8 protein-coding genes and 2 pseudogenes are annotated in these 12,571 nt (G+C 44.6%); 5 read left to right on the top strand and 5 right to left on the bottom strand.

The window, feature by feature from the left end:
- Positions 1-6: 6 nt before the first annotated feature.
- Both P3L47_RS04045 and P3L47_RS04040 read left to right on the top strand, forming a co-directional pair.
- The gene (locus P3L47_RS04045) at positions 7-1,185 is read left to right on the top strand and encodes a 6-bladed beta-propeller (protein ID WP_277782758.1); all 1,179 of its coding nucleotides are present in this window, start codon (positions 7-9) and stop codon (positions 1,183-1,185) included.
- A gap of 194 nt (positions 1,186-1,379) precedes the next feature.
- A complete protein-coding gene (locus P3L47_RS04040; protein WP_277782757.1) occupies positions 1,380-1,784 on the top strand; it encodes a hypothetical protein in 405 nt (134 codons plus the stop codon).
- A 19-nt stretch (positions 1,785-1,803) separates the two neighbouring features.
- Here P3L47_RS04040 and P3L47_RS04035 read toward each other — a convergent pair whose 3' ends face one another.
- From P3L47_RS04035 to P3L47_RS23880, 4 genes and pseudogenes are all read right to left on the bottom strand, one after another.
- Complete coding sequence (locus P3L47_RS04035; protein ID WP_122361319.1) at positions 1,804-2,022, bottom strand: hypothetical protein; 219 nt, start codon at positions 2,020-2,022, stop codon at positions 1,804-1,806.
- A 10-nt stretch (positions 2,023-2,032) separates the two neighbouring features.
- Complete coding sequence (locus P3L47_RS04030; RefSeq protein ID WP_277782756.1) at positions 2,033-2,254, bottom strand: DUF3791 domain-containing protein; 222 nt, start codon at positions 2,252-2,254, stop codon at positions 2,033-2,035.
- 262 nt (positions 2,255-2,516) lie between these two features.
- Positions 2,517-4,097, bottom strand: a pseudogene (locus P3L47_RS23885) (beta-galactosidase small subunit-related protein); the annotation flags it as partial.
- Positions 4,098-4,171: 74 nt separating this feature from the next.
- Positions 4,172-6,542, bottom strand: a pseudogene (locus P3L47_RS23880) (glycoside hydrolase family 2 TIM barrel-domain containing protein); the annotation flags it as partial.
- 160 nt (positions 6,543-6,702) lie between these two features.
- Here P3L47_RS23880 and P3L47_RS04020 point away from each other — a divergent pair.
- Genes P3L47_RS04020 through P3L47_RS04010 form a run of 3 tightly spaced genes read left to right on the top strand, consistent with a single transcriptional unit; the run spans position 6,703 to position 11,082 of the window.
- The gene (locus P3L47_RS04020; RefSeq protein ID WP_122361316.1) at positions 6,703-8,913 is read left to right on the top strand and encodes a patatin-like phospholipase family protein; all 2,211 of its coding nucleotides are present in this window, start codon (positions 6,703-6,705) and stop codon (positions 8,911-8,913) included.
- A gap of 51 nt (positions 8,914-8,964) precedes the next feature.
- Entirely contained in the window at positions 8,965-10,374 is a 1,410-nt protein-coding gene (locus tag P3L47_RS04015; RefSeq protein ID WP_277782754.1) for a sialate O-acetylesterase, read from the top strand.
- Positions 10,375-10,410: 36 nt separating this feature from the next.
- Positions 10,411-11,082 carry a DUF2461 domain-containing protein gene (locus tag P3L47_RS04010; protein WP_122361309.1) on the top strand — a complete coding sequence of 224 codons (672 nt, stop codon included), beginning with the start codon at positions 10,411-10,413 and terminating at the stop codon, positions 11,080-11,082.
- A gap of 197 nt (positions 11,083-11,279) precedes the next feature.
- On the opposite strand, the gene P3L47_RS04005 is transcribed toward P3L47_RS04010, so the two are convergent.
- Complete coding sequence (locus P3L47_RS04005) at positions 11,280-12,488, bottom strand: hexokinase family protein (RefSeq protein WP_277782753.1); 1,209 nt, start codon at positions 12,486-12,488, stop codon at positions 11,280-11,282.
- Positions 12,489-12,571: the final 83 nt, after the last annotated feature.

Below are 12,571 nucleotides of genomic sequence, written 5' to 3'. Positions count from 1 at the left end.
ACAAATATGGGAAAAAGTATCAGGATCACAGGTGTTTGGTTGCTCGTATTGGCATTCTATATGCCGCTTATGGCACAAAAGAATATTGCTTTTGCGGATGGAGTGAATAAGCAGAAAGAGATAAAATTGAGTGAGGTGGCCTCCGGTGTGAAATACATCCCATTGGAAACGACTGCGGAATCATTGTTGGGTAAAGATATTATGGATGTGACTTTTGCCGGTGACTATCTGTTTGTCTGCGATTATGTTAATCTGTTCCAGTTTACCCCGGAAGGTAAATTCGTCCGTAAGATAGGAAAGGCAGGAGAAGGTCCGGGAGAATATACGCAGTCCGTGATGGCTGTCGTTTATGATGAAGATGCACAACAGATATTTATGTCTGATTTCAGAAAAGGAAAGGTACTGGTTTATTCTTTTGACGGCAAATACTTGTATGACATCGATACACAACGGGGATCGATGACTACTTACAGGGATAAAGCCGGTAACCTGTTTGGAGTAACCAATGAATACTTGTATACGAAGGATAAAAGGGGTAAAGAACTGTTCGTATATAACACCAAAGGAAAGGAACTGTATAGCTTTCACTTCAGACCGGAACAGGGTGTTCGTTATCCGGGGATTATCTTTACTTACGGTATTCTTTATGACCATCAGGGAAAAACTTATTATAAGAATCCTTTAGAGACGACGATTTTTCGTTTGGAGGGTAAAAAAAGGATACCGGAATATAAACTGGATCTTTCCCAATATGAAAAATTATCGGGTGAAGATGATGCCGTGATCGTTGTTGACAAGAAAACGAATACGGGAACCAACCTTCCCAATAAAGCTGCCGATAAGAAATTCAACTTCTTCAATATCCTGGAGACAAATCATGGAATGGGTATCGAGTATGCCCAGGAAAATGAACGTCGTTTTGCCTGGTATGACAAAGAAAAGGGAGCTCTTTGCCGTGTCCGTTCCCCGAAAGCTCAATGGGACGGTTTTACAGATGATATGGAAGGCGGCTGTACCATTTTCCCTCGTTTTATTTCGAAAAATAAGATGATTGCCGTTGCCTCTGCCGCTATCCTTTTGGAGAAAGTAAAACCTGCTGAAGCCAAAGGCTCTCTGAAAGAGCTCTTGCCGGATCTGATGGAAGATGACAATCAAGTATTGGTAGTTGCTCAATTGGTAAATTGAATAATTAAAAGGAAGCGGTTATGAGGAAACTTTGTATAACTCTTTTATCAACCTGTTTACTCTTGCTAATAATTAGTTGTGGAAATAAACGATTGTATCCTGTTCAACTTCATTATGAAGAGACAGAATCTCCGGCAAGTATTCAAAAAATAAAATTGTCCGGTGAATTACAAGGGTTGTCGTATAAAATTCGGATGGCACACTACAGGGATGGGGTTGTTTCCTATAAAATATTAAATGAGGAGCCCTCTGTAATCAAGGATACGGTGTTGTCGATTCGTATTGGAGCCGAACCGCTTCATGCACACGAAGTACGTTTTACTATTGAAGGGGAAAAAATAGTAGAGGAAAGAGTGGAAGTGGAGGATGTTTTACATAGTATCTTACTGGAAACATATCCTGCTGTCCCCTATTTCTCTAAGGATACAATCCCTCTTATCGGATATACGAGTGGTGCTTTATATGAGACTATGGTTGACGGTGAGTTAAGGCAGGGCGGCAGCTATTGTGATGTCCGCAATGCAAAATTGCCACCGAAGGAATGGTATAACGTGTTCGATATGAAAGAATACATATGGTTTGACCTGATTATTGAGTGAGATGATGAAGATTTAACTTTTATCCCATTGCCCCTGTTTTTATTTCGGTTTCGAGATAAGAATAAATATAATATGGGCTTTGATAATATAACTCAGTAGTCGGGTCGGATAATTTTACGAAGGTATCAGATGTATAAACCGTATCCAAAGCGGTTTGCAAATCCATCCCCAAGCGTTCCATCAGTAAAACAACTAAGTCCGCCGTAACCGATTCAACTATATAATCAAAATCTGTCATAGATAAAGTATCATGCGATAGCCCCTCCTTGGCGTTGGCAATAAAGTGTCAGATAAGAAAGAGCCTCTTTAAAATCGAGCGTACGAATAGCCTCATAGTGTTGCACCAAGAAATCAATTCCACGAAAACGGCGGATATAACGGTAAGCTTGCTGCTTATTCAGGCTATTCTGCTGTGCGAATGCATCAATCATAGCCGTTATAAATTCTACTTTACCTTTTATATTACTCATTGATATAGCCTTTTTACAAAAAAACATGATTTTCCTGATTTTCCAAATCGTAACAAATCTTTATTCAAGCTTGTATCGCTGATGATTAGCTATGGAAACAAGCTTGATTTGTTGTTGAGCGAATTATAATTAAACATTAAATCAGATGGAAATTCTGTTCTGACCCCTGTGAAGGGTGACGGCAGGCAAAACAAAGCCCCGGCGGAAATTCCGTCGGGGCTTTCGTTATTTATATATAAGGGAAAGTAGTCGTTCTCTTCTCTTATTCACTTAGAATCGTAAGTTCCGCCCCTGCTGCGAAATCTTGCCCATTCTGTGAGCTCAGGGCAGTGAAACGGATATAACGGCCTTTCACCGGCTTGTCGAAAAGAACTCGTTTCTCGTCTCTGTTTCTTTCGAACTGACCTTTGCAAACAGGTTCGCCCCAATTCTTGCCGTCGTTGCTGACCTGGATGGAATATTCCTTGATGTTACCGTTGTTGCTGTCCTGACGGGGCATGTAGATAAAGCCTTTGATAGCTTTTTCTTCGCCTGCATCCAGGTCTACCCAGTGCGGATATTTGGCAACGGTAACGGAATACATACTGTGCCAGATCGTGTTCGGATCGCCGTCTACCAGGTTCTTGGCATCGCCGCCGTCTACCTCTTCGCTGCTGGCATAGATAACTTCCGTCTGTATGCTTTCCATCTTGTTGAATGTCTTTGTGGACTTGATCTCCGGATTATTCTTGAACCAGGCTGTGATCGTCCCGCCTTCGCGCATTGGGATGGCTTCCGTATATTCTTTCGCTTTCTTGTCTTTACCGATGGTGTAACAGATAACGGCATCTTTGTCGATAGACGACAATTCTACCAATCCTGTACGACTGCGGGTAATAGAGAAAGGAATATCACCTGCGGCTGAAACCTGTGCAACGGCAGAAAGGTCTTGTGCTGCCGGTCGGATGATGAAACCGATGTTGTTTTGTCCGGCAAATACGCGGTCGTGCACCAACGGACCACCCTGTCCGCAACTGTTGCCACCCAAGCCTGTAACAGCCAGGTCGAGATGCAGATACGTGTCACCGGCTTTCGGCAGCTGGTAAGGATGTCCGGCCAATGTCAGATCGAGTGCGGAATATTGTAATGCCGAAGTCGAAAGACGGTCGGTTGCCACAAATACAGCTCCTTTACCGGCTTTGTCGGTCAGCGCACACCAGCGTACGTTTTCGTGATTACCCATATCCTGCGGTTTCGGGAAGTTGACGAACTGGTCGGCTACGGTCGACTGATACATTTCGATGAACTGTCCGACTTTACGGTCAGCGTAGTTTTCAACAGGTCCCCGTCCGTAATACGTGTAGTTCTCATAGCGTTGAGGAACTCTCATGACATAACCCAGGCGAGGCAGAACCAGACTCGGATTGTTGGATGTGATGCTTGCCTGCAGCTCTATGGAGCCGTCGCGATAGATCGTCCATACCTGGTCGGTAGTGAATTTGAAGTTGTCGTCGCTGAATACTTTGTCGGTCAGCTCTTCCACGCTATTCTTGCCGCTGGAAGTTCCTCCCAGTATCTTGGCTGCGTTAGGAGCCTGGGACTCTACGGTGTAGAATAATACGATGGCTCCGTCTTTCCTGTTAAGTACCTTAGCGGCGGTAGCCTTATGCTTCAGATTGTGCAGTCCGTTTTCAAACCAGCTTCCGTAGAACCAGTTGTCGTTGTTGGTAAAAGCACGGAAAGCATCCAGCTTCGGACCGTTACCGTCGGCGATGATTGTTTCGTTTCCATAATTCAGGCTGTAGATTGTTCCCGTTTCATTGTCGAATGTGGCAACGAAATGATCTCCTTTAATGGTCTGGAAGCGAGGATCCGCTTGTTTCTCAATAGTCAGCTCTCCGGCAGAAGCATTTGCTACTTCGTTGATTGCGGGTTTGTCCGTTGCTGCCTTTACAGGAAGCTGTTCTTCCGCCATTACATAACCTTTGTCAGCCCAGGGCTTGTTGTCGTTTAACAGGAATTGTATTTTGACGAAATATTCTTTGTCTGCTTTCAATTGACTGTATGTATAGGGAACGGATACCTGTACCCGGTTACGAGGAGCAACCTTGCCTGGATTCAGTGAACCGCTTTCCACTTCTTTTCCGTTTTCGTAAAGCGACCATTTGACATCATAGCCGGATAAGTCGTTGAAATAGTATTTGTTGAAGATTTCAAAAAGCCCTTTTTCTGCATTGACTTCCGATACGCCGATATGTTGGTATACTTTCTTTACTTCATAATATTGAGGCTTCGGCTCTAGATCCCCGAATACGATGCCGTTCATAACGAACTGACCGTCGTTAGGCGTATCGCCGAAGTCACCGCCATAAGCCAGATAACGTTTGCCGTCCAGTGTATAGTTGTAGAGTGACTGGTCTACCCAGTCCCAAATAGCACCGCCGCAGAAGAAGTTGGTCGATTCCATAGCATCCCAGTAGTCGATCAGGTTTCCGCAGGCATTTCCCATCGAATGGGCATATTCAGAGATATGGAATGGATACTTGATGTCATAATTTCCTTTCACGGCACCGCGCACCCAGGAGATGGACGGATACTGGTTGGAGCCCATATCCACGATATCATTATTTCGTTCGTACTGGACAGGGCGTGACAAATCCGCTTTTTTCAATGCATTGTAGGCTTCAACAAAGTTCGGTCCGGGACCGGCTTCGTTTCCTAATGACCAGATTACGATGGACGGGTTATTGATATTGGCGTGTACCATTTCCATAACACGTGCTACGTGGGCATCCCGCCATTCTTTCGGATGTGACAAAGAGGCTGCACCATAATAATATTCATGCGATTCGATATTCGCTTCATCTTCTAGATAAAGTCCGTATTTATTACACAGGTAGTACCAGTACGGATCGTCCGGATAATGGGAGTTACGGACATGATTGATATTGGCACGTTTCATCAGCATCACTTCGTCTTCCATCATCTTGCGGGTGATGGCATGGCCAACAGCCGGATTACTTTCATGACGGTTCACGCCTTTCAGCTTGACAGTCTTACCATTTACATAATAGTAGCGTCCGGCCAGTCCGAATTCGTCTTCCGAAGCGGGCGTATCTTTGATTTCCACTTTGCGGAAACCGACGGTGGTAGAGACTGTTTCCACCGTGCGGCCTTTTTTATCTTTCAACTCGCCTACTAATGTATAACGGTACGGTTGTTCGGCAGACCATTTATTCGGGTTTTGTATTTTCAGGACTGTTTCAGCATTCATTTCCAAGCCCGGAGGAATTTGGGCGATGGGGGCAGTAGCTGTTACGTTCTCTATTTTCGTATTGTCGTCAGAATAGAGTTTATTGGCATACAGCGAATAGACCATTGAGTATCCTTTCGCCATCTTCTTACCCAGGTTACGGATGTCTGCCCGGATAGCCAGTGAACCGTCTGTATAAGTTGCGTCCAGGTCAGGCGTGGCAACCAGATCGCGAACGTGCAGTTGAGGAACGGCAGTCAACGATACGGTACGGTAGATACCCGGCAGGCGGAACATATCCTGTGCTTCGAGGAAAGAACCGTCCGAACTGCGGTACACTTCAGCGGCTACGATGTTTTTCCCTTTCACTAGATAAGGAGTGATATTGAAACTGGCCGTATTACGCGAGTTTTTTGAGAAACCGACGTATTGCCCGTTTATCCAGAGATAGAAAAAAGAATCGACTCCGTCGAAATTGATAAATACTTCCTTTCCTTCCCAGTCCGTAGGGATGGTGAACTCGCGGCGGTAGGAACCGACTTCGTTGCGGTGTTTGAATGTAGTCCAGTTTTCGGGCGGTGTACGCATCACGCCGCCACGCCAGTCGTCGACCGCCACTTTATGCTGGAAGATAACAGGCTGGTTTACGTAGATCGGCGTACCGTACTTCTGTGTTCCGTCTTTCTGAAGACCGACGATGTTCCAGCTTGACGGTACGGGGATGTTGTCCCAGCCCGATACGTCGAAGCTGGTCTGATAGAAGTCTTTCGGACGGTCTTCGGGAGTCGGTACCCAGTTGAATTTCCAGTCTCCGTTCAGCGATTGCCAGTAAGCACTGTTTTCCGGTAAGACTTTCCGGGCACTTTCCTGATCCTGGAAGGAGAAGAACCAGGCATGGGGGTGTTCTTTGTTCAGCGCGATGTTTTCGGGCGATTCCCATTCATTCCCTTCGGGCGCTTGCTTTGTGGCATACTGATAGCCTTTCAATGGTTCTACTATGGCATGACTTTGTAAGGTGAAGCAGCATAGTAACAGACATAATGTAATTTTTTGCATATTGAGTGTTTTTTCTATGGTGAGAAAACTGCCTCAAAAATAGTACATTTATCGGAGAGGAGAACGACTTGTTTACTATTTTTATGTACTTATCGGCTTTAAAGTAAATTGTTTGCATCTTTGGCAGAAACCGACTACATTTGTCATAAATAGAGTGGAGATGAAAAAGTTACTATACTTTTTGCTGATGGTGCTGGCTGTTTTGCCTTCGTTGACAGCCCAACGGAAGAAAGTCGGGGTTGTGCTTGGTGGCGGAGGAGCAAAAGGAGTAGCTCATATAGGCGTGTTGAAGGTGTTGGAAGAAGCTGGCATTCCGGTCGATTATGTGGCGGGAACCAGTATGGGGGCTATTGTCGGAGGATTATACGCGATCGGTTATACACCGGCCGAGATCGATACGATGGTATTGGAGCAGGACTGGACGATGCTGCTCAGTGATCGGATCAAGCGTAGCAGCCTGACTTTTCCCGAAAAAGAGAATGCTGAACGATATATTCTGTCTTTACCTTTCGGGAGAAATAAGAAAGACCGTGTCATCGAGGGAATGATCAAAGGGCAAAACCTGATGAATCTGTTTTCCAATCTGACGATCGGTTATCATGATTCCGTAGATTTCCGGAAGTTTAACATACCTTTTGCCTGTGTCGCGGTAGATGCTGTCGACGGGAAGGACTATGTCTTTCGCAAAGGTAGCCTGCCGGTGGCGATGCGTGCCAGTATGGCGATACCGGCAGTGTTTGCTCCTGTCCGGCTGGATAGCATGGTGCTGATAGATGGCGGATTGAATGATAACTTTCCGGTAGATGTCGCCCGGGAGATGGGTGCCGATATCATTATCGGTGTGGATTTGGGAACAAGCGATCTGAAGAAGCTGGAAGCTCTGAATACGCCCGGTGATGTGATTGGACAGATCATTGCCCTGCATGGATACGAGAAGTATGCGAAGAACAAGGAACAGACAGACCTGTTGCTTCGTCCGAATATGACGTCTTATAATGCCGCCAGTTTCAGTACGGTTGCGCTGGATACCCTGATCAGACGCGGGGAACGGGAGGCGTATGCACATTGGGACGAGATTATTGCGTTGAAAAAGAAGATCGGAATTGCGGACGATTATCGTCCGGAAGAACATGGACATTTCCGGAAATCATATCCGGCATTGCCTACCGATAGTTTTTATATCCGTACGATTTCTTTTACCGGTACGGATCCGAGGGATGAGAAGTGGTTGATGAAGATCAGCGGTCTGCGTGAGAATAGTCGGATCACCTTGCATGAACTTCATCATGCGATGTCTGTGTTGATCGGTTCAAATGCTTATTCAAATGTGAATTACATGCTGACGGGAGAGCAGCAGCAAGACCTGGTACTGACGGCGCAAAAGAAGTCGGTTAGTTCTGTGAATCTCGGTTTACGTTTCGATTCGGAAGAGATTATCGGTGTATTGGTGAATGCTACATTCGATCACCGGGCGCGTAATCATTCCAAGCTGGGATTTACCGGACGTGTTGGAGGAAAAACATCTTTTGCCCGTCTGGACTATGCAATCGAAAGGAATCCGTTGCGTAACCTGAACCTTGCTTACCAGTTTACTTATCAGGATTTGGATATTTACAAGAAAGGGCATAAAACTTTTAATACCAGTTATACCCATCATTTTGCCGAGTTCGGTTATTCGGATATGAACTGGCTGAATTTCAAGTTTAAGCTGGGTTTGCGTTATGAATATTATGATTACAATTCTTTCCTGTATACCGGAGATAACAACCAGTATGAGGTGAAGCCTGAAGGTTTTATCAGTTACTTTGCGATGGCCCACCTGGAGACGTTCGACCGGCGGTATTTTCCGACGAAAGGTGTCTCCCTGAAGGCTGATTATTCTTTATATACGGATAACTTTGTCAATTATAACGGACATGCTCCTTTCTCGGCGGTCGGACTGAATTTTACATCCGTTATTCCTGTAACTTCCCATTTCAGTGTTCTTCCTTCTTTATATGGGCGTGTGTTGATCGGTGGAAATTTGGCGTATCCGTTCTTGAATGCGGTAGGAGGTGAGGTAGACGGACGCTATGTCCCTCAGCAGTTGTCCTTTGCAGGAATCAACCGGATGGAAATATTCGATAATTCAGTTGTTGTCACCCGTCTACATTTTCGCCAGCGGATTGCGGGAAATAACTATATTTCCCTGATTGGAAACTATGCGCTTCATCATGATGATTTCTTCCACCTGCTGAAAGGTAAGAGTGTATGGGGAGGAAGCCTGGGATATGCTTATAATAGCATTGCAGGACCGTTGAGTGCGACTTTCGGTATGTCTAATCAGAATACGAGTCTTCAGTTTTATCTGAATTTGGGATTTAGTTTCTAGTTTTTGTTGTACATTTGTTAATCCGTTAATCAATCAAATACAAAGAAATACATGAAACTTACACGAATTATGGGAATGGCTGCCTGCCTTTCCTTATGGCTGGTCGGTATGCAGGCTCAAATCAGCCTGCCGTCTGTTTTTACTGACCACATGGTTTTACAGCAAAAAAGCGAAGTTCCCGTATGGGGTTGGGGGGTAGCAAGTGGAACTGTCAAGGTGGTTGGAAGTTGGGCTCCTCAGGATACGGCGACAGCGACAGTCCGCTCTGATGGTAGCTGGAATACAACATTGAAGACTGCTGCTGCCGGAGGCCCTTATACTTTATCGGTTTTAGGAAATGGCAGTTGCCAGTTGAAAGATGTCATGTTGGGCGAAGTTTGGCTTTGCAGCGGACAATCCAATATGGAATGGACTCCGATGAGTAACATCGATAACCGGGACGAAGAGATTGCTGCCGCTAATCATCCTGATATCCGCTTTTTCCATATTCCTAAGCGTGGAGCAGCTACTCCGCAGAATAATTGCGAAGCATCCTGGGCTGCCTGTACACCGGATGTGATGAAGAATACCAGTGCTGTGGCATACTTTTTCGGACGCAATTTGCAGAAGGACCTGAATGTACCTGTCGGACTGATTGTTTCGGCGTGGGGAGGAACTCCGGCTGAAGTATGGATACCGGAAGAGTTAGTTGTGAATGATCCCCGGATACGCGATGCGATGCCTGGTAAGACATATCCGTGGTGGCCGGTTGAGCCGGGTGTGTTATATAATCAGATGATTAATCCGATCGTTCCTTATGCTTTGGCAGGTGCAATCTGGTATCAAGGGGAGTCAAACCGCGATCATCCGGACTCGTATGGTATCCTGATGAAGACAATGATCGAAAGCTGGCGGAAAAGTTTTAAAAAAGACTTTCCTTTCTATCTCGTACAAATCGCTCCTCATACTTATAATTCAATTGATAACGGGGCAGCTTTGATTCGTGAACATCAGGAGTGGATTTCCCGAACAGTCCCTGGTACCGGTATGGTCGCTGTTTCCGACTGTGTTGCCGATGTAAAGAATATTCATCCTACTGACAAACAAAGTGTTGGTTTACGTTTGGCTAATATGGCTTTGGGTAAAACCTATTCCCGGCTTGATTCTGGTTTTGAAAGTCCGGTATTTAATACGCTGACTGTCAATAAAAATAAAGCAGTGATTTCTTTTTTGCATGCGGAGAATGGGTTGATGTGTAAAGATAAGCAGATCGTCGGTTTTCGTATTGCCGGTGAAGATGGTGTTTTTGAGCCTGCAAAAGCACAGATCAAGGAGAATACAGTCGTTGTCTCTTCGCCACGCGTAAAGAATCCGGTAGCCGTACAATATTGTTTTGATGATGCAACTATCGGAAACTTATTTAATAAGGATGGTTTGCCGGTCGCTCCTTTCCGAACGGATAGAAATTGGAATAATGAATGATATTATTCCTTATCTTTGTTCTTAAAAACAGATAGTATGAATGCAGAGATTATACAATTCCTGAAGGAATTAAGTGCAAACAACAACCGGGAATGGTTCCAGGCTAACAAAGACCGTTACGATGTGTTGCATAAGGCTTTTTTGGATGAGGTTCAGCAGCTGATCAACAGGATCGCTCTGTTCGATCCGCAGGTAGCAGGTTTGGAAGCGAAAGATTGTCAGTTCCGTATTTACCGGGATTTGCGCTTTTCTCCGGACAAGACTCCTTATAAAATTCATTTTGCCGCTTACATGGCTCAGGGCGGACGTGCCAGTGAACGGGGCGGATATTATATTCATCTCGAACCGGGTAACTGCATGTTGTCGGGTGGAGTCTGGTGTCCTCCTCCCAAGCTGTTGAAGATGCTTCGTCAGGATATATACGATCATATTGACGAGTTTGTAAGCATTATAGAAAAACCGTCTTTTAAGAATACGTATCCGGTGATGGAGGGTGAAGTGCTGAAGCGTATGCCGGCAGGTTATCCGACAGATTTTAAATATGACGAAATTCTACGTCATAAGGATTTTTGTTTTGCCGCTAATAAACCGGATGAGTTCTTTTTGCAAGATGACTGGATGGATCAGACAATCAAGATTTTCCAGGAACTTCTCCCTCTCAATAATTTCCTGAATTATACGGTGGATGAATATCTAGGAAGGGTATAGGATATAATTAGAAAGATTTGAACTATTTTAATAAGAACCAGGTACGCGGATGACACGGATTAGGCGGATCAAAACGGATTAAATGATTCGATCCGTTCAAATCCGCTCAATCCGTGTCATCCGCGTACCTGGTTCTTTTATTGCGACAAATAGATTCAAATTTGAAAAAAAGCTGTGTCGTTATCCGGAAATAATGATCAAGATAATGCTGCAATCGCAGTCCCTACTAGATTGGCATTATTCATTTTATTAACGTGAACTTTTACGTCACCAATTCCAAGTTCGTTCAGAAGAATATCCAATTCTTCCATTACGAGTACATTATAATTCTTATCATTTCTGTTGAGGCTCCAGAACATACTGCCTTCAGCTACCAGGCAAACCTTTTTGATATCCTTATTATATGAAACCAGTAAAGAGATCAGACCGGCTAGTGAGGAGGCTACCAGTTGGGCAGAACGGTTATAGATCCAATGCGCAACCTGTACATATTTCTCCTTGTGGATATCCGGATAATTCATGATGGTAGTCAGTTTTTGGGCATCGAACTTTTCTTCGAACTCATCGAGAGGGAAAGTCGATTTCAGTATTTCTCCCAGATACATGCCGGAAACAGCCTTTTCAAATCGTTGCATACCACGGCTGTCAGAGCAGGCATCGACCATTTCGTCTACCGTCGTCAGGAAAGGCGGATGGAAATTGCCTGATTCCAAATTGACAGGGATCAAGCCGTCTGCCTGTATGGATACAGGAAGTTTGGTTATCTTATCTGCAGGAATGAAAGTTGCCATATTGGTCCCGGTTCCGACTATCAGTCCGATATAAGCATCGTAGTTACTATCCGTAAGTCCGGCAAATAAACTGGCAACCGTATCGTTCAATACTTTTATATTCGTGAATTTAGGTTCGTTCCGTTCATTGAGGTATTCGAGCAACGGTTTTCCTACGGGTTGTCCCAGCATTTCTTTGATGTGAACACCCTTTGTCCAATGCAATAATTTGGCATCGCCGCCCGGAAGCGATTCAGCCGCATATGAAAAACAGTAACCTATAGGCATTTCTACGTCCCGTTTGATCTCTCCGATCGGATCGGCTAACTCTTTAAATAATTCCTCTCGGGTGAAATCGGGAGTTTTCATAACCGATAAATCCTTTTTCCATCCGTTCTCAGGATGGATCGTCGCTTTGTCGTTTGCGAAGTTAACGGTAGCGACACGATAGTTGGTCCCTCCCAGGTCGAGAACCAGTGCCTTACCGTTTATATTATTATTTTTGGGGGTAATGAATGTCGGGAGGCATTGTATTTCAGCATTCTCTTTTGCTAACCCCTCTTCTACTTTCTGTCGCAATGAAAGAGCGATCTCTTTCAATTGCTCGTTTTCCAGTTTAAAAATATTTCTCTCCATGATATACTGATTTAATTGGGTACTAATATCATTCCTTTATTTGTAAATAACAAACGAGTATGGATATTTAGTTTTAAAGAATG

Origin of the sequence: Parabacteroides chongii (assembly GCF_029581355.1) — a bacterium.
Taxonomy (GTDB): Bacteria; Bacteroidota; Bacteroidia; order Bacteroidales; family Tannerellaceae; genus Parabacteroides; species Parabacteroides chongii.
Note: the sequence above shows the minus strand (reverse complement) of the source record. Positions and strands in the feature narration are given on the sequence as shown.

Excerpts from the sequence above, each read along its gene's own strand:
- P3L47_RS04005 (WP_277782753.1), bottom strand. The coding sequence starts at position 12,488 with ATGGAGAGAAATATTTTTAAACTGGAAAACGAGCAATTGAAAGAGATC.
- P3L47_RS04015 (WP_277782754.1), top strand. The coding sequence starts at position 8,965 with ATGAAACTTACACGAATTATGGGAATGGCTGCCTGCCTTTCCTTATGG.
- P3L47_RS04040 (WP_277782757.1), top strand. The coding sequence starts at position 1,380 with ATGGCACACTACAGGGATGGGGTTGTTTCCTATAAAATATTAAATGAG.
- P3L47_RS04045 (WP_277782758.1), top strand. The coding sequence starts at position 7 with ATGGGAAAAAGTATCAGGATCACAGGTGTTTGGTTGCTCGTATTGGCA.
- P3L47_RS04020 (WP_122361316.1), top strand. The coding sequence starts at position 6,703 with ATGAAAAAGTTACTATACTTTTTGCTGATGGTGCTGGCTGTTTTGCCT.
- P3L47_RS04035 (WP_122361319.1), bottom strand. The coding sequence starts at position 2,022 with ATGACAGATTTTGATTATATAGTTGAATCGGTTACGGCGGACTTAGTT.
- P3L47_RS04010 (WP_122361309.1), top strand. The coding sequence starts at position 10,411 with ATGAATGCAGAGATTATACAATTCCTGAAGGAATTAAGTGCAAACAAC.
- P3L47_RS04030 (WP_277782756.1), bottom strand. The coding sequence starts at position 2,254 with ATGAGTAATATAAAAGGTAAAGTAGAATTTATAACGGCTATGATTGAT.